The sequence below is a fragment of the Paenibacillus sp. EKM10P genome (assembly GCF_011800655.1).
Lineage (GTDB): Bacteria > Bacillota > Bacilli > Paenibacillales > Paenibacillaceae > Paenibacillus > Paenibacillus polymyxa.
In genome coordinates, this window is sequence record NZ_JAALET010000004.1 from 199,949 (window position 1) to 221,435 (window position 21,487).

Annotated in this window: 16 protein-coding genes; 14 read left to right on the plus strand and 2 right to left on the minus strand. The window is 43.3% G+C overall.

Annotated elements, in window-relative coordinates; translation table 11 throughout:
• Window positions 1-9: 9 nt before the first annotated feature.
• Window positions 10-2,952, minus strand: coding sequence for a formate dehydrogenase subunit alpha (gene fdhF, locus HFE01_RS13395; protein ID WP_044788044.1), 2,943 nt, complete (start codon window positions 2,950-2,952; stop codon window positions 10-12).
• 602 nt (window positions 2,953-3,554) lie between these two features.
• On the opposite strand from fdhF, the gene moaA reads away from it, so the two are divergent.
• The 11 genes from moaA (at window position 3,555) to HFE01_RS13450 (ending at window position 11,995) form a co-directional block, all read left to right on the plus strand.
• On the plus strand, window positions 3,555-4,568 hold the full coding sequence (gene moaA, locus HFE01_RS13400; protein ID WP_044788043.1) for a GTP 3',8-cyclase MoaA: 1,014 nt from the start codon (window positions 3,555-3,557) through the stop codon (window positions 4,566-4,568).
• A gap of 39 nt (window positions 4,569-4,607) precedes the next feature.
• Window positions 4,608-5,420: a formate dehydrogenase accessory sulfurtransferase FdhD gene (fdhD, locus tag HFE01_RS13405; protein WP_016821674.1), complete on the plus strand. Its 813-nt coding sequence runs from the start codon at window positions 4,608-4,610 to the stop codon at window positions 5,418-5,420.
• Window positions 5,421-5,553: 133 nt separating this feature from the next.
• The gene (locus HFE01_RS13410) at window positions 5,554-5,802 is read left to right on the plus strand and encodes a MoaD/ThiS family protein (protein WP_044788042.1); all 249 of its coding nucleotides are present in this window, start codon (window positions 5,554-5,556) and stop codon (window positions 5,800-5,802) included.
• A 59-nt stretch (window positions 5,803-5,861) separates the two neighbouring features.
• Window positions 5,862-6,566 (plus strand): molybdenum cofactor biosynthesis protein, encoded by a 705-nt coding sequence (locus HFE01_RS27610; RefSeq protein WP_107733614.1) that lies wholly within the window; start codon window positions 5,862-5,864, stop codon window positions 6,564-6,566.
• Window positions 6,567-6,656: 90 nt separating this feature from the next.
• The gene (locus HFE01_RS13420; protein ID WP_025365412.1) at window positions 6,657-7,736 is read left to right on the plus strand and encodes a thiazole biosynthesis adenylyltransferase ThiF; all 1,080 of its coding nucleotides are present in this window, start codon (window positions 6,657-6,659) and stop codon (window positions 7,734-7,736) included.
• Window positions 7,737-7,811: 75 nt separating this feature from the next.
• Window positions 7,812-8,633, plus strand: a complete 822-nt coding sequence (gene modA, locus HFE01_RS13425) for a molybdate ABC transporter substrate-binding protein (RefSeq protein WP_107733259.1) — start codon at window positions 7,812-7,814, stop codon at window positions 8,631-8,633.
• 27 nt (window positions 8,634-8,660) lie between these two features.
• Window positions 8,661-9,326 (plus strand): molybdate ABC transporter permease subunit, encoded by a 666-nt coding sequence (gene modB, locus HFE01_RS13430; RefSeq protein WP_016821669.1) that lies wholly within the window; start codon window positions 8,661-8,663, stop codon window positions 9,324-9,326.
• Between the two features lie 185 nt (window positions 9,327-9,511).
• Window positions 9,512-9,859 carry a Na-translocating system protein MpsC family protein gene (locus tag HFE01_RS13435; protein ID WP_107733260.1) on the plus strand — a complete coding sequence of 116 codons (348 nt, stop codon included), beginning with the start codon at window positions 9,512-9,514 and terminating at the stop codon, window positions 9,857-9,859.
• A gap of 100 nt (window positions 9,860-9,959) precedes the next feature.
• On the plus strand, window positions 9,960-10,697 hold the full coding sequence (locus tag HFE01_RS13440) for a tRNA(His) guanylyltransferase Thg1 family protein (protein WP_090889490.1): 738 nt from the start codon (window positions 9,960-9,962) through the stop codon (window positions 10,695-10,697).
• Window positions 10,698-10,700: 3 nt separating this feature from the next.
• Window positions 10,701-11,138, plus strand: coding sequence for an AAA family ATPase (locus HFE01_RS13445; protein ID WP_016821666.1), 438 nt, complete (start codon window positions 10,701-10,703; stop codon window positions 11,136-11,138).
• Between the two features lie 26 nt (window positions 11,139-11,164).
• Window positions 11,165-11,995, plus strand: a complete 831-nt coding sequence (locus HFE01_RS13450) for a siderophore biosynthesis protein (RefSeq protein ID WP_107733261.1) — start codon at window positions 11,165-11,167, stop codon at window positions 11,993-11,995.
• A 37-nt stretch (window positions 11,996-12,032) separates the two neighbouring features.
• Here HFE01_RS13450 and HFE01_RS13455 read toward each other — a convergent pair whose 3' ends face one another.
• A complete protein-coding gene (locus HFE01_RS13455) occupies window positions 12,033-12,521 on the minus strand; it encodes a hypothetical protein (RefSeq protein ID WP_019688100.1) in 489 nt (162 codons plus the stop codon).
• 337 nt (window positions 12,522-12,858) lie between these two features.
• On the opposite strand from HFE01_RS13455, the gene HFE01_RS13460 reads away from it, so the two are divergent.
• The 3 genes from HFE01_RS13460 (at window position 12,859) to HFE01_RS13470 (ending at window position 20,235) form a co-directional block, all read left to right on the plus strand.
• Window positions 12,859-14,325, plus strand: a complete 1,467-nt coding sequence (locus HFE01_RS13460) for an Ig-like domain-containing protein (RefSeq protein ID WP_019688099.1) — start codon at window positions 12,859-12,861, stop codon at window positions 14,323-14,325.
• 211 nt (window positions 14,326-14,536) lie between these two features.
• Window positions 14,537-15,415, plus strand: a complete 879-nt coding sequence (locus HFE01_RS13465; RefSeq protein WP_107733263.1) for a hypothetical protein — start codon at window positions 14,537-14,539, stop codon at window positions 15,413-15,415.
• Between the two features lie 230 nt (window positions 15,416-15,645).
• Window positions 15,646-20,235 carry a fibronectin type III domain-containing protein gene (locus tag HFE01_RS13470; protein WP_107733264.1) on the plus strand — a complete coding sequence of 1,530 codons (4,590 nt, stop codon included), beginning with the start codon at window positions 15,646-15,648 and terminating at the stop codon, window positions 20,233-20,235.
• Window positions 20,236-21,487 lie beyond the last annotated feature (1,252 nt).

Consider the following 21,487-nt stretch of genomic DNA (forward strand, 5'->3'; position numbering starts at 1 on the left):
TCGACCTCCTTATTTTTGATCTACCAAATCGATGTAACCGGGACGATTCCACTTACGGTTCACTTCAACCCCATTTTGCGGATGCCGCTTTTTATAACGTGGATTGATATGTGGGAGTGGATTTTGACCATCGAATTCCAAAACTTGCATCCGTACTTTGGTTTGTTTATAGGCAGGTGTACGGGTGACTACATCAAATGCTCCACCAGTTAATAGATTGACAGCACCCTCATGACTGGTAGAGTGCATCGGTACATAAATTTCTGTTCCTTGTACCCGGTCCGTCACCAGAACATGCAGCTTGACCGCCCCATAGGGAGATTCCAGTCGAACCAGCGATCCGTCTGTAACTCCGCGCTCCTCTGCCAACTCAGGGGACACTTCCACAAATACTTTTGGGAGTTTGAGCTGAAGGCCTGTTGACTTTGTCGTCATATTCCCTTCGTGAAACTGTTCGAGCAGTCGGCCATTATTTAAGGTCAGATCGAATTCAGCGGGATACTCTTTTGGTGGTACATATTCGAAGAGTCCCAAGCGTGCTTTTTTATCTGGAAAGTTAAAGCCGTTGGTATGCAGAAGCGGAGTGTTGCTACCATCCGGCGATCCCCAATGGAAGCTGTTCCAGCCTTCCAATACGTCATAATTACATTGGGAGAAAAATGGAGTGAGCGCCGCCATTTCCTCAAAAATTTCACTCGGATGACTGTAATCCCAATCAAATCCCATGTGCTTGGCAAATTGGCTGAAAATCCACCAATCCGGTTTGCTGTCTCCTACAGGGCGGAGGGCCTCATATAAACGCTGTACACGACGTTCGGTGTTCGTAAAGGTACCGTCCTTTTCGAGTGAAGGTACAGCTGGCAAAATGACATCAGCGAATTCAGCTGTCTTGCTCAGAAATACATCCTGAACGACAAGGAAATCCAAATTCGCCAGCATTTCTTGGGTATGATTGGAGTCTGCATCCACCCATGCCATTTCTTCTCCAGCGATATACATACCTTTGAGCTTACCCGTCTCAATGGCTTCCAGCATTTGAATGTTGTCCAGTCCGCGCTGGCTTGGAATTTGTACGCCGTAGGCCGCTTCGAACTTGGACCGAATGGCATCGTTCGTTACGGGCTGATAGCCAGGAAAAATATCTGGCATGGTACCCATATCGGCAGCACCCTGAACATTGTTATGCCCTCGAAGCGGATATGCGCCTGCACCTGGACGCATAAAGTTGCCAGTCACCAGCAGCAGGTTGGCAATCGCGATCGAAGTGTAGGAGCCTGCGATGTTTTGCGTCACGCCCATGCCCCAGCAAATGGCCGTGCCATCCGCTTCGTGAATCATGGTCGCTACCTGAATGAGCGTCTCTTGGGAAATACCAGTTTCCTGCTCAGCGAATTCCAGGGTGAAGTTCTCCAGCAATTTCAAATATTCAGGATAGAAATTTACATGTTTCTCAATGAATTTAGCATCATGCCAGTTTTGCTCAATGATGTATTTGGCTACAGCGGATAACCATACATAATCAGTACCTTGCTTCGGACGCATGAACAAATCTGCGCGTTCTGCCATTTCATGCTTGCGCAGGTCTACCGAGATCAACTTTTGACCATGCAGCTTATGCGCACGTTTGATGCGGGTAGCCAGCACGGGATGTCCTTCTCCCGGCGCACAGCCGACTAGTATGACCAAACCTGCGGAGGCAATGTCTTTAATCGTGCCACTGTCGCCGCCGATGCCTCCGGTATATTGTAGCCCCCATGATGCAGGAGATTGGCAATACCGTGAGCAGTTATCAACGTTATTCGTTTGGAACACCTGACGAGCCAGCTTTTGCATCAGATAATTTTCTTCGTTGGTAAATTTGGATGAAGAAATAAAACCGAGTGCCTCGCCTCCGTAGATTTCTTTGATAGCTCCCATTTTGCTGGCCATCAGGCTCAAGGCTTCTTCCCAGGTTGCTTCCACGAATTCGTCTCCTTGACGAATTAAAGGCGAGGTCAAACGTTGATCGCTATTCACAAAATCCCAGCCGAATTTCCCTTTGACGCATGTCGAAATGCCGTTAACAGGCCCCTCAGAGGTAGGCTGTACCTTCAAAATTTTGCGGCCTTTGGTCCAAACCTCAAAGCTGCAACCTACACCGCAAAACGTGCAGATGGTTTTAGTTTTTTTCGTACGTGTTTCACGCATCGCTGCTTCAGCTTCCGAAATTGCAAAAATACCGCTGTAGCCTGGCTCCACTTCCTTAATTAGATCAACCATTGGATTTAATAAATCCTTATTTATGCCGCTCATGAAGCCGGCCTCTCCCAGCATGGACTTTTCCATCAAGGCGTTACATGGGCAGACCGTTACACACTGACCGCAGCTGACGCAGGAGGAATCGTTAATGGCAACTCCATCATCCCAGATCACGCGAGGGCGTTCAGCCTCCCAGTCGAGGGACAGTGTTTCATTGACCTGCAGGTTCTGACATACCTCTACGCATTGGCCGCATGCAATACATTGATTGGGATCATAGCGGTAAAAAGGGTGGGACATATCTACTTCTGTGGGATCAACCTTCGGTCGATATGGATATTTTTGATGTTCAATTTCCATAAGCTCTGCGGTGTTATGCAGTTTACAATTACCGTTGTTGTTATCGCACACCGTGCAGTAGAGGAGGTGATTCTCCAGCAAACGGTCCATAGCCTCGGTTTGTGCCGCTTTTGCGCGATCTGAATGTAAATGAATATCCATTCCATTTGTAGCAAGCGTTGAGCAGGAACGCATAAGCTTTCCGTCCACTTCCACAATACATGTGTCACAGGTGCGGATTGGATCCACTTCGGGAACGTAACACAGTTGGGGGTGGGCAATATTGTTTTCGTTGATCACTTCAAGAATGGTTGCGCTGCTATTTGTTTTCAGTTCCTGTCCGTTTAATGTAATTTTGATCGTATTATCCGCCACGGTTCAGGCTCCTTTCAGATTTTGAATTTTAAAATTGGGAACAAAAAAACTCCACCATAAACACAAGTGCTCGTGTTTAAGCACTTGTGTTTATGGTGGAGTAGTGACCAAGCTCTAGGTCCTGGAGGCCAATCCGCCATTGGAGTATGTATTAATACCAGACAGTACGCACCGCCTGTATATCAATAAATTGAATATGTCATTTTCTGCATGTCATCTGGTGTAACTATAGCGTAAAATTTAAGATAGTTCAACGGTGATTTATTAAAATTTTTAATTGATAATGATTATCAATTGAGAAAGCGAAAAATCATTGACAAACGTTCCAGGATTGCTAACAATAGGAATGTATCTATTTGAGAGCATTCGTGAATGGAGTGTACGTGGGAATCGCGTATATTTTATTTGGCGCAGCGCTTGTTAGTTTGATTTTTCTATATCACATGATGTGAGGATTCGTAAAATCCTGATGTAGATAAATTAACCGGCATTTAGCAGATTCTTCGATATTCATAAGCGAAGAAGTTGTTGTGATGCCGGTTTTTTGGTTCAGTTTACAGTTAAAAGAGATTTATTAATGAAGACGGATTGAGGTGAACGGGATGGCGAACCGCAGCGACGATCAATGGAATCGTCCGTTACGGGACTTGAGAATATCCGTCATAGACCGATGTAATTTTCGGTGCCGATATTGTATGCCTGAAGAAATATTTGGCCATGACTATCCTTTTTTGCCAAAAGAAAAAATATTGACCTTTGCGGAAATTACCCGCCTCTCGCGTATCTTTGTCTCGCTCGGCGTTACAAAGCTGCGTATTACTGGGGGTGAGCCGTTGCTGAGAAGAGATTTGTCCTCACTCATTCATTCGTTAACTCAACTCGATGGGGTTGAAGATATTGCTATGACGACGAACGGTGTATTTTTGCCTAAATATGCAGCGCCACTACGGGAGGCGGGGCTGAAGAGAGTGACGGTTAGTCTGGATTCGCTGGATGACGATCGATTCCGCCGCATGAACGGGGGGAGAAGCAGTGTCAAGGCGGTGCTGGAAGGTATTGAGGCTGCAGCTCAAGCGGGAATGCAGGTGAAAATAAATATGGTCGTGCAAAAGGGCTTTAACGATCAGGATATTGTGCCTATGGCCGACTATTTTCAAAAGAAAAAGCATATTTTGCGCTTTGTTGAGTTTATGGATGTAGGTAACACCAATGGCTGGAAATTGGATCAGGTTGTTTCCAAGCAGCAGATCATCGAAACCATCCATGAGCACATGCCGTTAGAACCTGTTCCACCCCAATACAAAGGTGAGGTGGCGACGCGCTACAGGTATCTGGACAGAGACGGGGAAATCGGCATCATTTCATCCGTTACGGACGCTTTCTGCTCCACATGTACACGGGCGAGAATTTCTGCTGAGGGCTCCTTGTACACATGCCTGTTTGCGTCTAAAGGGTACAAGCTTCGCACGATGCTGCGGTCCGAGCAATCCGATGATGAGATTAGATCTTACATTGAGCGTGTTTGGAGAGGACGTACCGACCGCTATTCAGAGGAACGATTGACTCATACGAAGCAAGCATCGTCCAAAATTGAAATGTCACATATCGGCGGGTGACCGGAGAGCCAGCCTGTCAGAAACAAGGGAGTTGAGCACATGGAAAAGCCGGCTGAGGTAAAACGCGAGATCCTACGTTATCGGGACGGTCAGATCAAGCGTTTTGAAGACACAGTGGTGACGGAGTATCCAGTGACCATAAAAATCAATCAGCAGGAATTTGCCACCATGGTTTGTACACCAGAGTATGTAGAGGATATGGTAGTAGGCTTTTTGGCCTCTGAAGGCGTCATTCAACGGTATGATGATATCGAAGATATTTGGGTTCAGGAAAAAGAAGGTTTTGTTCATATTAAAACCCGTCGGATGAATGAGTTTTATCAAAACTTTCATTCCAAACGATACATTACCTCCTGCTGCGGAAAAAGTAGACAGGGATTTTACTTTATAAATGATGCTAAAGTGGCAAAAAGAATGAATGATGCCCATGTTACGGTGTCTTTTGATGACTGTTTCCGCCTGATGAATTTGATGCAAACCTCGGCACATACGTTTCAGGAGACGGGTGGCGTTCACAATGCTGCGCTGTGTGACAAAGACGGAATAATCCTGTCCAGAATGGATATCGGCCGCCACAATGCGCTTGATAAAATCTATGGGCACTGCCTAAAGCATGATATTATATTACAAGATAAAATCATCGTATTCAGTGGGCGCATCTCATCTGAAATCTTGTTGAAGGTTGCGAAAATTGGTTGTGAGGTTGTTTTGTCCAAGTCAGCTCCCACAGAGCTTGCACTTGAATTGGCAGAGGATCTGGGGATTACTACCATCGGTTTTATACGAAGTCGTTCTTTGAATGTGTATACGCACACGGAGCGGATTGATGAACTGGTTGAATCTAAAATATAATATAAAAATATCAATGTAGACCATCATAGTTAACCAGCATGGAATAAAACCTTTCGAGGTATTAGTTCATGTTGGTTTTTCTTGGTGTATATGCGATGGTTAGTCCTTGTACTGAAAGGGGGGAACCTACTTAATGAACTATCATATTCAAGTATTTGCCGGACTTGCAGAACTGATGGGAAGACCTATGATTACGGTGCCTGCTGATCAGGAGACGATGACCGTCAACGCATTAAAAGACTTGTTGTCCCAATATTTCCCTGAAGCAGCGGCCCAGTTGCAGGGGGCTTTTGTTGCCAGAAATCAAGCCTATGCCGCTCCTGAGGATCTGGTTAGTATACATGATGAAATTGCAATTATTCCTCCGGTTTCAGGAGGATAAGCTCCAGTAGCAGGCTAGGTGAATTCGATAGATAAGGGAACAAAGGGGGTCAGATGCATTTGCAATACCATATTCAATTATTCGCAGGTATGGCGGAGCAATTTGGTGACGTGCTCACTGTGGAACTATCACAGGAAACGGTGACCATTGCAGACATTCGAACCAGGCTGAATGAGTTGTACCCGGAGGTAGCTTCACAACTGTCTAGTTGTTTTTTTACCCATCATCAAAAGTTGGCTTCTCCAGATGAACTTGTGCTTCCAACAGACGCAATTGCTCTTCATCAGTCAGCTCCCGGAATGGAGACGGTCGTTTCTAAATGCGGATTATATGCTATTACCTACGACCCGATTGATGCCAATGAGGTAACCTCAAAGGTACTCGACCCTTCTCATGGGGCTTCATTGACCTTTAATGGCACGACTCGGGAATTTACACAAGGTCAGCGAACGGTGCTGCTTGAATATGAAGCATATGTGCCGATGGCGATGAACACGATGAAGCAAATTGGTGACGAAATTGCTGATCGCTGGCCGTCAACGCGCACTGCCATTACACATCGGCTTGGTACGGTAAGGATTGGAGAGACCAGTGTCGTGATTGCCGTTTCTGCTGCACACCGTGATGCTTGCTACGAAGCCAGTCGCCATGCTATTGAACGCTTGAAGCAAATCGTACCAATTTGGAAAAAGGAAGTGTGGGAGGATGGCTCCGAGTGGAAGGGGCACCAACTGGGTGGCTGGAATCCTCATAACACCCCATAACTTTTGAGTTAGGCGGGACATCTGAACTTTTATCTTGTCTGATCGACTTGCAGCAATTAATGGATTAGAAGTATGGGGGCGTAAATAACGATGTCTGAAATGAAAAAGGACCCAACAACGGATGTGGATGCAGAAGCACACACGCAGGCGTCCCACGCCAGATATTCAAGACAAGAATTATTCGGAAAGATCGGGCTGACAGGACAACAAAATATCCGCAGCAAGCATGTGTTAATGGTAGGTGCTGGAGCACTAGGAACGGCCAACGCGGATATGCTGGTGCGAGCGGGCATCGGACGGTTGACGCTGGTAGATCGAGATTATGTAGACTGGAGTAACCTACAACGCCAGCAGCTCTACGACGAAGCAGATGCTCGTGAACAGATACCCAAGGCAGTGGCCGCCCAGAGGCGATTGCAGCAAATCAACTCGGACGTAGACATCCGCGCGCTCGTCCAAGACGTATCACTAGAGGAAATCGGCGACATTGCAGCAGGAGTGGACCTCATCGTAGATGCTACTGACAATTTTGATACACGTCTGCTTATTAACGATTACGCCGTCAAGCACCAAATCCCTTGGATTTATGGAGCGTGTGTAGGTAGTTACGGAACAACCTTTACGATCGTTCCAGGACAGACACCCTGTCTGCATTGCCTGCTCGGAACCGTACCGCTCGGCGGCGCAACCTGTGATACGGTCGGTGTGATCAGCCCGGCTGTACAGATGGTGGCAGCTTACCAAAGTGCCGAAGCATTGAAGCTGCTCACTGGGGACAATTCAGCCTTGCAGGGCAAGCTGATTTCCTTCGATCTATGGAATAATCAACATCAGGCGATCCAAATCAGCGCCATGAAAAAAACGGATTGCCCGACGTGTGGAGAGCATCCGGTGTATCCATTTCTACAATTGGAGCATCAGGCTAAAACGGCTGTACTGTGCGGACGTGATACGGTTCAGATCCGACCGGTCACGGGCGCTGTACGCAATCTGAACGAAGCGGCCCGTCTGCTATCCCGTCAGGGGGGCCAAGTGGAGCATAATCCATATCTAGTGTCCGTTGTCATTGGAGCGCATCGGTTGGTTCTTTTTCAGGATGGACGCGTTCTGATCCATGGCACCAAGGATATCGCCGAGGCGAGGTCTATTTATCACAAATATTTGGGTTAACCCAATAGATTCAGACCGTAATGAGCTGCGCACTGTCACCTCATTACGGAATATAGAGGACAGGGGAAGAACAAGTTGAAAAAGAAATTCGGGTACATATTCACCTTCGTTGGATTGTTGGCATTGGTTCTGGCTGGATGCTCGTCTCAAGCTGCTGTACAGTCGACAGCGTCTGCGCCTAAAACAGAGTTGATCGTATCTGCCGCTGCGAGTCTTCAAGATAGTCTGAATACGCTCAAGGAACAGTATGAAAAGCAGCACCCAGATATCAAGCTTACCTTTAACTATGCGTCATCCGGTACTTTACAGAAACAAATTGAGCAGGGTGCACCCGCTGACGTATTTATTTCGGCAGGTATGAAGCAAATGAAGGCTTTAACCGATGCATCATTAGTGGAAAAAGATAGCGTACTGCTTCAAAATAAACTGGTTGTGGTTGTTCCGCAAGATAAAGCCAAGAGCACAGACAACAAGGGTATTACGCTCAATGATCTGACAAGTCCTTCTTACATGAAGCTTGCCGTTGGGGAACCTACTACTGTTCCGGCCGGACAGTATTCCAAAGAATCGCTGACAAAGGCCGGATTATGGGACAAGCTGGAACCGAAAATGGTATTCGCCAAAGACGTAAGACAGGTATTAAATTATGTTGAAACAGGCAATGCCGATGCTGGACTCGTTTATTTGACGGATGCCAAATCATCCGATAAAACGGTCGTAGCGCTAGAAGTACCTGAGGAATTGCACGCACCTATCCTGTATCCAGAAGGCATCGTAAAGGCAACCAAGCACAGCAAGGAAGCGGGCGAGTTTGTTGATTTTCTGCGTACAGATGAAGCCATGAGCGTATTTAGTAAAGATGGATTTTCAGCTCCAGCAGAAACAACCGGGAAATAGAATTCACAGATAAAGGAGGGGGTCCCGTTGGATTGGTCGGCTTTTCTTCCTCCGGTTATCGTATCTGTTAAAGTCGCTGTCGTTGCCAGCATCATTGTCTTTTTATTAGCAACTGTGGTAGCTCGGATGATGGCGAACTGCAAGCTGCGGAGAGGAATCAGTGTGATTGAGACCGTTCTACTTCTTCCACTTGTTTTGCCTCCCACTGTTGTCGGCTTTATATTGCTCATCTTGCTGGGAAGGAAAAGTTGGATTGGCGCTGCCTTTGAAAGCCTGTTCCAGCAGACGATTGTATTTACATGGGGAGCCGCAGTGGTGGCGGCGGTAGTTGTTGCTTTTCCACTGGCTTATCGGACGATCAAAGCAGGTTTTGAAGCTGTAGAACCCGAAGTAGAGCAGGCTGCACGTGCGCAAGGTGCCAACGAATGGCAAGTGTTTCGCCATATTACGATGCCCCTTGCCTACCGACCGCTTATTTCAGGGTACATTCTCGGATTTGCCCGAGGGTTAGGGGAATTTGGTGCTACACTGATGCTTGCGGGTAATATTCCTGAACAGACTCAAACCTTGCCTACGGCGATTTACACCGCGTCCGAGGTCGGAAATATGACACTCTCCTGGAGCTGGGTAGCCGTCATTATCCTATTCTCTTTTATCATGTTGATGCTATCGAATCGACTGGTGAAGGACTAGTCCGTTTGGATTCAGTAATATACGCAGTCTGTCCGATCGGGCGGGCTGCGTTTTCTTTTCTATGACGTTCAATGGTAAGCATGTTCCAAGAATCACTTTCGCTTCATCTCTGTTTTATATGATAGGAATCGGTTATGATGGAAATAGTAACAAGGATTTTAGTAGATTTAGGAGAGCGGTGCGATATGAGAAAGGAAACGGGTTTTAACGAAATTATTCGAAAAGTACGTAAAGAGCTATTTGGAAAAGGCCCGGAACGCATACATACAACCTTTGTAGATAATATGGCCATCACAATGCTATACGGTAATTTAACTCCATCCGAAAAGTTTCTTGCGCAAGAGGATGCAGGAAGAGAGATGGTGCATGCAGCTCGAACCAAAATGGTACAAAAAATCTATCCTGCACAGTTCAATAAAGAACTGGAGGATTATATGGATTCCCGCTTACTGCATCTCTTTTCAGATATTAAAGTGGAAGAAGATATAGCCATCTCCGTTTTTGTATTTGAGGATAATATTGCTGTGAAATAAAAAGAGAAGGTGAAACCGACATTGGATTGTATATTGTTGGAGAGTTCAGCAGCACCTTTGATTAATAGATACTATGAAAAGCGAAGGAGCTACATAGTTTATGAAAAAAGATGATTTTGGAAATAGAATGAAGGAATATGAAAATGCTTATAGATTAAGTTTACCCCGCCGTTTACCCGTAATTATCAGAATCGATGGTGCTCATTTTCATACCTTTACACGTGGGATGACGAAACCTTTTGATGAGAAGCTAATCTTTGCGTTATGGGAGACGTGCAAATATCTAGCCTATAATATTATGGGATGTAAACTGGTGTACCATCAGAGTGATGAAATCTCTCTGCTTCTTACGAATTACGACAAATTAACGACACAATCATGGTTTGAAAATAATCTTCAAAAGATGGTGTCTATATCTGCCTCTCTGGCTACTGCCAAATTTAACGAGGAAATCCAGAAAGTTTATCCAGATAAGCCTCTAGCTACTTTTGATGCAAGAGCATGGGTTTTGCCTCACGATGAGGTTGCAAACTACTTTCTATGGAGACAACAAGACGCTACTAAAAACAGCATTTCTATGGTAGCTCAAGCTCATTTCAGGCATTCAGAACTACAAGGATTGAACGGAAATCAGCTTCAAGACAAGCTTTTTGTGGAAAAAGGGCTGAACTGGAATGACCTTCCGGTCTGGCAAAAGCGGGGAATCTGTATTACCAAACAACAGTATAACAAAGGAGAAGCCGTCAGAAGCAAGTGGGATGTTGATCATGACACGCCAATCTTTTCACAAAATAGAGATTATATTAACCAATATGTATACCTGGACAAGGATGTGTGAGGTTTGGAGTGTGTCATTTTTATAGGAATTCAGGCTTCGGGCAAATCGACTTTTTATAAAGAACGATTCTTCAAAACACATATGCGAATAAATCTTGATATGCTTAAAACACGGAATAGGGAAAATATGTACCTTCAGACCTCCATCGAAACGATGCAACGTTTTGTAGTGGACAATACCAATCCAACAGTTGAAGAACGAAAGAAATATATAGATGCTTGTAAAAATAAGGGATTCAGAATCATAGGCTACTATTTTGAACCTGATTATGCAGAATCTATTAAGCGTAATGAGCAGCGCACAGGCAAAGAGTATATTCCTGAAATCGGTATTAAAAGTGTAATGAGTAAACTAGAGGTCCCAAGTTACGAAGAAGGATTTGATGAAATTTACAGCGTGATTTCGAGTGAGGGGACGTTTCGGATCGAAAAGCAACCATAGAACCGTACAATTTAGGAGGAGCATCCATGAACATACCAGAGAGATTTATCAAACGTTTTCCAGCATACGAGGACGTATTTGCCAGCGATCTTGAACATCACCGCAAGCACTTTCTGCCAATTTGCTCGATTAATCTCCAGTTCTTATTTCCAGAGCAGGACGAGTGGCTTCATTTTGTTTCCGTAAAAGAAATCCACGAAGGCTGTGTGGGTGAAAATACTCAGCAATTTCATACCTTATATACCAAGGAAGATATGCTGGGATTCGATGTAATTGACGGCAAATACAAATTTGAAGCAGACTGGAATTATTTTAGTCTTCATCAGAAAGCGCAGTTGGAGGCTACCTATGAAGCGCTGAAATCTACCGGAGATAAAGCGTACCTACGTATGAAGAGAGAAGTCATGGCACTGGACGGACTGGAACAGGTGTACATAGCTAATGAACAAGACTACGAAGCTCGCAAAGCATTTTTCCTGGAAAACCATAAAATTTATCCATATTCCTCCTTTGGAGAGGCCAAAAAGTCTGTGGAAGAGCTCACTCACGATTTTGAGGAAAAACAATCCAGTGGTTGGGGGCTAAGCTTTCCCGAAGTCAACGGTATTCTGGATGACATCGCATTTCAGTCTGAAGAGGCCCAAAGCTACATCAAGGAATATGACGAATCCTTGGAAGAAATGCTCAAGTTCGAGCAAACCAATCTGCTTCATGTGCCTAAACGTGCCAATGGTGAGACATTTACCTATATCGGTTCTTTCACCGGATATTATTTTCAAGCGTTTGGAGCCGATAAGGTTTACTTATTTTATGATAGAGAATTAAGGAAAGCGATAATTTGCTTCGAGTATTCCTAGGATATAGAAAAAGCTCCCGAGATGGGAGCTTTAAAATTTATTTCTTATTGATCTTCACATCGTGCTCTTTAGCCAGTGTGTTAACCTGTTCACCAAAATCTCTAAATAGCTTTTTACCCTCGCTAAGCTTGGTGTTACTTTCATTAATTAAGTTTAGATCTCCTTTTTCCAACGCATCGATCATCGTAATGAGTGCTTCTTTTTGAGTGCTAACCGCCTTGATGTAGGTTTCGTGGACGGCCCGTACCTCAGGAGTTTCCGTCTTTACTGCTTCAACTTTATCGAGGTATTTGGTGTATTCTGGGATAATATCATCTCGTAACGTATTATATAGTGTTTCATCATCTGTGAAGTTATCCCCGGTCACAGATTCATATTTTTCAGTTACTGCTTTTTCATCTTGTGTTAATGGAAGCATTCCATCATTCACATAGGTAATTAAATCTTTTTTTACCGGATCGGTAGAGCAAGCTGCCAAAATTGAAAAGCAACACAATACTAACATAAATATACTAAGTTTTTTCATCTGTATTCCCCTTTTTCTATGTATGTTTATGGGTAATTAGATATATTGATTAGTCTAAAAGAACTACCCATATCAGTTTATTATATCGTATAAATAAGAGAATGGTAGGGTTTTTATGGTAAAAAGGTGTCTAAAGTAAGTCTATTATCCTAGTATTATCATTTAATCTATGGATTCTAGAGCTTTCTATTTTAGGAAATGACGACTAAAAATATTTGCTACAATATATTCCATTAGAACCAAGAATGTTTTATGATAGAGACAACAGCCTAGAAGATACCCTGATTCTCCAGGGAATAGCGGGAATTCCTTAAACCATTTGAGAGGGGATTTCAGTATGAAGAGGTTCAGAAAGGCTATTTCAGTTATGCTAAGCTTGATGCTCCTGTTTGCTTTTGGGATGACTGCAAACGCGAGTCAAGGTACAGAGTTGAACAAGGAAAAACAAGCTATTGAAGCTGATTCCAGTTTTCAGCTAACAACGAACAACGAAGATGTTATTGAGCATTTAACCCGGGTGGACAAGCCTGAAGGTATTACATCCTCCGTTTATAACATGCAGGAAAATATCAATTTTAAAGCACCAGAGACATTCTCTTTGAAAAGGGAGACCCTTCCTTCCCTGAAAGCTAGTCCAACGGCAGCCACAGCTTCTTCTGCTACGTATTCAGGTACAATTACGGAAGAGGGAGGCACGCAGTTTTTATATCCGATTTATGTGAAGCCAGGTGAATTGTTGCAGGCACAGTTGGATGGTCCATTTTCAGAGCAGCTTGACTATGACTTATACTTGTACGAATTTGATATGACAACAGGGGATATCAACCCCAATGCTATTGACGCCTCCACCTATGGAACCTATTTTAACAAGTATGAACAGGGATCGGCATCACTTCCTGAAAACGTAGGAAGCCGCAATGCTACCGGATCTGAGAAAGCTTACGCAGTTGCAGTCCATTCCAAAAAGGGATCGAGCATAAATGATCCTTTCTATTTAACCGTGGATGTAAACTCCCAATATGATGCCTATGAACCGGATGAGAGTGCTTTTCATGCCTATAACTTTACATTTAGTACAGGGGGATCTACCCTTAATTCACGCTCCATTCATTCAGGAATTGACAATGATTGGTATCAAATCACAATTCCTGCGAATCGCAATTATGATGGTTTGAATGTCAAACTGGACAGCACTTCGGAAAGCTACGGTTACAAAGCGGAAGTTTATGGGGCTCTTAGTGGCAACCAAATGGCGCTTCTGCCGCAAACCAATCATAATGTCACTTTGAATACGGGAACCTACTATGTGCGAGTGTACACCACAAACCAGTATTCACCGGACCATTTATATGCACTCACACTTAAACCAGTACTTCGGGCTGGAAAAATTGTAATTAACGGTTATGACTCTAAAAACGGTCCGAATGACTATCCATCCTACTCTTACGGTCGCCATTATCGGGTTAATGGAAACACCAGCCTGACTGTAAAGGGTGTTGTTACTACAACGGATAATTATCCAGTAGCAAATGCACCAGTTAATGTGACATGGTTGAACCAGAACTGGACTGAAAGCAGCGGGAATCGAACTCGTACAGGTACTGGTTATACGGATCAAAATGGAGCCTTTAGTGTGACCCTTTCCCTGCCGCATTCTACGGGAAGTATTGCAGAATACTTGTCTGGTCCCATAAGCTTTACACATTACTATGATCTTTCAGGTGTAGCTGCCCAGGTGTCAGGTACTTCACTTACAGCTACAGATATTGTATATCACTTTGCTTATAGCATTTATGGCGGTTGATGTACTGTCTATAAAGCAATGACAACGTCAGATTGTTTATTTTAACAATTTATATTCAGAGTCAGGATCTTGCTTCAAAAATTGTTCATTTTTAGGACAAAGCATATATTCATTCCATATATGCTTTGTCCGATATATATAGCAACAGGGTTACATTACATCGTACATACGCCTTAGATTGCCTGTTACAAACATGACAGGAGGAAGTAGAATGAATTTTGAACCTCTTAAAGCACAACAAGCGGTTCTTAGCTCTGGTAGCTTACGGATCAATCCGACAAGCAAGCAAGTTCCGTCCCCCCAGCTACATGAAGAAAAAGTGTCCAGGTTCGTCGTTCAGGACACCGTGGAGATTAGTGAAGCTGGCAGAAAGCTGGCTGAGGGGGATATCGTGTCACATGCTGCCAAGTATTTTGGCACAACTCAGATCAACGATGCATTAAACCGGGTTTTGGAGGGCCAACCGGAAGAAGTATCCGATGCTGTGTACAATATGATTCAATCCAATTTTATCGTCGATGGAACGGTAACGGATGAGAAGCAGCGCGCGGTATTGCTGGAGATGGGAGTTTCCCAGTCCAAGTATATTGCGGATCATTATATGGAAGGCGATAAAGCCAAGGAATTTATGCAAACCATGAACCAGATAGCTGGTATTGCCTTGACACGAACCATTGATTCAGAGACCGGAGATATTAGCTACACGACTCCTACAGATCGTCCGATAGGTGCCCCTGAGGACTACGTCAAGCTGTCGGAAGTGATGAAACAGGTCGATCCTCAAAAATATACTGCGTTCATGAATGACATTAAGGGTGGAGGAAATGGATTAAGCCAGCTGTTGAGTTTTGCACAAAAGGTTCCTCAAAACCCCGATTGGATTAATAAATACAAGGAACGTACAGAACAGACTGAAGAGCTGTTAAATAAACCACAGTTAACGAATCGGTTTGACAAAGCGGATACATCCTCAGCTTCCGCGTTTATGAATAGTATGCAAAATCTTCTTAAGGAATCTTCTGCTACTGAGGATTCTTACATGCAGAATATGCGGGGATTTTTTCGGAACTTGGGTGTTCAGGTCAATTAAAGCGTCAAAGGGTCTCTGGGATGAGTGTTTCGAAAATTTATTACAGTTCATTTTGCTGTTCTGTTTACATCCTGTTTGAAACGAAGTATAATAACTTCAAAACATACTCGTGAACTTGAGGAAGCACCTCGAACCTAGGCATTATTGCCTTCGTTTGAGGTGCTTTTTCTATTTTAGTCAAAGCGAGTACGTAGAACTCTTTGAAAATAAAATAAAGTAAGGAGAAGTGTATGTATCGAAAAAATAAACGAAAGGTTAGGAAGCACAATAAATGGGTGTATGGAGTACTGGCTTTACTCCTCTTATTAATGGCCATTCCCATATTTCCGGAAAGGGTATCGGCTGCTACCCAAGAAATCATCGGAGGTCCTTTTTGCCAAAATAATTTGCCAGGTGGAGGCGATAGTTGGGGCTCTTGGTCAGGAAGTGGAGTAGGAGCAACGGAAGTATACACTGGCATGGGGTCGGCAAGGTATACATGTGATGGAACTAAACAGCCGACAAATCGTTTTATTGATATTGGAAGATCTATTAAGACTTCGGATTACAGGATTTTTGTTTACATTGAGGGGTCTTATCATACAGATATATATACATCTAATGCCGCCGCAGGCGACAGCTGGAGACCCAACGGAACGAATTTATATACATGGACCAATGTAACGAAATTCTATGCCGATAGCTATTACCAGGGGAAATGGATAGATATCACTGACTCTATTACATTAAGGGATGTACGATATTTCAGAGCGATGGGAACTAGTCAACAGACAAGTAATGAAATATCCAAGTTTGGAATCCGTGTTATTCCCAAATCAGACTTGATGCCTAAACCACCCCAGATTCATGCAGACACAGAGGGACAGGCGGTTACAGGGTGGACGAAAGAGCCTGTAACCGTGTGGATCAATGGGGATGTGGCTCCTGAAGGATTAAAGTACTATGAATATAGCCTGAATGGAGTAGCATTTCAGCAATATATTGGTCCCTTCACTGTCAATGATCATGGTGTAAATACAATTTATGCCCGAACAGTGGACGTCAATAACCAGTATAGTGGTCTTTCTTCCGCCAATGTCCGAATAGACAGGATGCCACCCACTCCCCCCATTATAGATGCAACAGGAAACAGTAATGAATATACCATTTCATTACAACCGGGCGCAGACGATTATTCTGGACTAGCCCATACTCAATTTCGATTGTCCGGTGTTGTGAATCAGGCTTGGCAGGATTATGGTGGAGTGTTTCATGTGAACCAAGATGGCAAAAGCACGATTTATGCTCGTTCCATTGATAATGTCGGTAATGTGAGCCTGGAGGTAAGCAAAGAAGTCACCGTTGATAAAAAGGGGCCGACGGCTCCTGTTATACGGGCTAGCGAAACGGGTCCAACGAACCGTGATGTGGACATTGCCATTGAGTCAGGAAGTGACTCTACAAATGGAATTAAGAAGACACAGTATCGTTTGAGTCCAACTGGGGAGTGGCTGACATATAACGGCACTTTTACATTAAATGCAGAAGGGAGTTACGAACTATCAGCGCGGACGATCAATAATCTTGATGTGTCTAGTCCCATTGTGACTCAATCGGTCATGATTGATCGTACCAAACCCACCCCTCCGAAAGTTATGTTTTCTGAGGTAACGAATCCTAACCGATATATCAATAAACCAGTACAGTTTACACTCTCGGGTGCAACGGATACTACAGCAGTGCATTATGAATATCAATTGGGTTCTGGCGCTTATGTGCCTGGTTCATCGGGAATATTAAATAGTTCGGGAATTGTAAAAGTGACTGCTCAAGCTGTAGATGCAGCTGGAAATCGAAGCGTTCCGGTGAACGCAATGTCTTATATCGATTTGGAGCCGCCGAGCATTCAACTGACACCCAATATGCGTGAATGGAAAGATACTAATATTCATGTGAACATGCGATATGCTGACCAGTACTCAGGGATTGAACCATCGTCAAGGCAGTACAAAGTCACGAACAGCTCCGATTCACCTGAAAACTGGGAGGCTGCAGTCGATCCCATAGTCCAGTTGGATCTTTCAAATGAAGGTGAATGGTATGTCCATGCGAAGGTGAAAGACCAGGCAGGAAACATGTATGAAACGGTCAGCAGTGCACTTCGCATTCAAAAGCAACCGCAGCCGGTTGTGCTTTCGGCGACATCTGTACGCAACACAGAGGTTGATTTGCAATGGACTCTCCCCTCTGGTCTTGATGATGGTTATGTCTATACAGTCCGAAATCTAACAACAAATGAGGTTTGGGATGTTAACCATCCGACAAATTTTTTTACAGATACAGGGCTATTGGGAGGACATGAATATGAGTATGAACTGCGTTGCAGTAATTATGTAGGAGGCAATGCATATTCTAATCGAGTCCGTGTATTAACGTTACCTGATGCCCCTGAGCATGTTCAGTTGCGACCGGTCTCTCGTTATTCAGCAGAAATCTTGGCCGACTTTACGCCAGTTTTTTCAGCTAATAAATATATTATTACAGCAGCGGACGCAAGCACGGGAGAAATCATATTTAAGGATACGGTTACACAAGATGTGTATAATCCGATTAAGGGGATGGAGCCTGGTAAGTATTATGAAGTTTCTGTATCCGCTATAAACGCCATGGGAGAGGGGGCAGCAAAGCATGTATCTTTTTTAAGTCTACCAGACAGCCCAAGCGGATTCCGGAATGTAACCGTAAGAGAAGATGGAATCGACTTGAAGTGGAATTCTGTAATCACTGCCACCTACTATGCTCTAGAGCGAGATAAGGTCTCGGTATATAACGATGTGTATACAGAATTCACCGATACTGAGCTTCAGGCGGGAACGGAGTATAACTATCGTATATCTGCTGAAAATGAAACAGGATTTGGAGACTATGCTCATCTCGGCGTTATGACATTACCAGAACGGGTAACTACACTTTCAAGTGTAACGAAGGATGTATATTCTGTTGGTGTAGCGTGGCAAGATGTGCAGGGGGCTGAAGGGTACATTTTGAATGTTAACGATGAACCAAAGGTGCAAATTCCGCGTGGTATCCATTCTTATACTTTTGAAGGTTTGCCAGCAGGTAGATCTGCCAATATAAAAATTCGGGCTTACAATCGAAGTGGTACAGGTTTGGATGCTTCTATCAATGCATTAACGCTACCTAATTCGGCCTTACAACTTGCAGCTGTAGATGTTCGCGAGCACGATGCCACATTGATATGGGCTCCGGTTGACGGGGTAACTCAATATAAGGTAACAATCAACGGTCAAAATTATTATAGTACGGAACCACGGGTAGTTGTATCTGGTTTAACAGGTGGGAAAAACTACACTTTTCAAGTGAGTAGTGGGAACAGCAGTGGTTACAGCCCGCCAGCGTTGGGTGAACTGCTGACACTCCCGCCTCAAGTACAAAATGTAAAAGTTACGGAACTTGGGAATGGACAGATTTCGCTGACATGGAATGAAATTAAGAGTGCTTCCCAATATGCAGTAATCCGCAAAGATACAGGGGAAGTTTTTGACACTAGAGAAGCTTGCATCATACTTTCAGATATCCAGCCTGGTATAATTTACTCGTTTGGTATACAGGCGATGAATACTACGGGAGAAGGCGACGTTGCTCCCTTTACGTATCGTACATTGCCAGGTCAAATACCAAATCATAGGTTGGTTGTGAAAAGCGTAACGGATACCGATTTGCTTATTACATGGCCAGAAGCTCCAGGTGCGGATGCTTACAATGTCTACAAAAACGAGATGCTTATCGGCCATACGACTACTCAAGAGTTTAAAGTAGACGGATTAGATAGTTCTACATTGTATCATATTACTGTTAAGCCAGTGAACACAAGCGGTGAAGGTAAGCAATCAGAAGGTCAGGTCGAGACGTTACCGTCTTCAGCATTTGCGTTTTCGAAGACAGAAACAACCAATAGTGAATTTATCATCCATTGGGAGTCAGAGCATGAAAATGATATTTTTGTTCTCGCTAGTGAAGGAGTAGTCCTATATCGTGGTAAGGATCGAGCTTTTATCTGGAGACAGCTGAGAGAAAAGCAATTGTATACCGTTCAACTTTGGGCAGAAAATAGTCAAGGAAAACGCACAGAGGCAAAAGAAGCGAGTGGTAAAACTACAGGGAATGCTGTGGACACAGGTGTTGGAGCAGGAGGCGCGGGGGGTGTAAAACCGATTCAGCCTGTTGTCGAGGAACCGATAGAAACAAAAACAGAGTTCTTTCAAGGCTCAACAATCGAGACGAAGCCAAATCATTTTAGTGACATTGATCGGGTATTTAATAGAGAGAAGATAAATACGCTTGCTAATTTGGGTATAGTTAAAGGAACATCCAGCACACTTTTTGAACCGAATAGACCCGTAACACGTATGGAATTTACTTCGATGCTTGTTCGTTCTCTTAAATTACCGCTCGAAACAGATGTGACTCTAGACTTCGAGGATATTGATCTATCTGCATGGTATGTTGATCTGCTCAAAACAGCAATTAAGGATCAAGTTGCTCGAGGTTTTAGTAGCAAAGCCTTCGGTCCAGATCGGGTCATAAATCGGGAGCAGGCCGCTAAAATGGTGAATAACATTATCAAGGCTACACCACAGCAAGAAAGCAATGTATACTCAGATTCTTCTCAAATTGTTGAGTGGGCCAGAAAGGATGTGCTTGGCCTAACCGAGATTAATTTAGTGCAAGGATATCCAGATGGCAGCTTCCGTGCCAAACAGAAAGTTACGCGTGCGGAAGCTGCTGAGATGATTTATAATATGCTTCAAATGAAATAACCAAAATTAGGGAGGGGGGCTGTGAGTAACGGTAATAATTGAGACTGATATGGTTGATAACTGAGACATTTTTGGGTATATGTTTGAGACATTTTTAAACCAATAGAAACAAAACCCCTTGTTTCTATTGGTTTTTTTGTGTTTCTATTTACTATATATATTCTATATATGCTAACATATGGTACAAGGTCAGAAATATAATAGGCATTCCATCTGTACAGTATGTTGGATGGAATACGGGATTGATACCTCAGATAACATGTGGAAATCAATTAATGACTGGGTTGGTATGATTGAGAGAACACGGGAGATTCTAAAGAATACACAATCGGTGAGTGAAATAGCACGTCGACTAGAAAGGTCCAATAATACTGTGTACAAGATCATGGGATATTTAAATAAAAATAAGCTTTTGTCAAGGGAGTTATCTAAAAAATTCGGTCCAACCAGAACATGTAGTAGTGATTTGGTACAGATTTTTAGAGGGCTTTTAAATTGGGAGGGTAAACTCGGATTACTTCAGAACTCAAGAGCGATTTTAGGTTGGAATATTAACGTTCTACTATTATTTATTTGATCCTGCTGTGCAACGGTATTTTATATTTAATGCCCTATTTGATAAAGAACATTATCAAAGGAAAACAATAGAACGTCAGAATTATAACAGTGCTGAACTTGTAGATCAATTGGAGAAAGCTCTTCAAACATTTGTGTATGAAAATCTTAAAATATCTCATAAGGCAATTGCTCGATATCTAAAAATTCCATTTTCTGCCTTGGGAGCACGGACTGGGTAATAGAATCTCTAAAGCAATTAGAAAGCAAAACCACAACAAGAAAAAGTTAAAGGAAAAATACCTTTGGTCACTTGCAAATGAGTACATCAAAACACACGATCATGAACAAATTACATTAAGGGATGTAGTCACATTTTTAGGGATGTCTTATAGCAATATAATCACGAATTATAACGAATTAAACAATAAAATAACTTCAAAAATAGAAGAAACTAAAGAGAAACTAAGACAGGAAAGAATCAATAAATATAAGGCTGATGTAGACTTCGTGATTTCCTATTTGCTCCAAAAAGCCGGCCGGATAACAGTTTGTACAGTATTAGAATACACGTGGGTATCTTACCATACTTTATATAAATCTATGCACGAAGTATTACTGTATATCCGTAAGGAGAAAGATAGACTAAATTTTAATAAAATCCCCAAGTGCTGTACAAATCTCTTCAACTCGCATA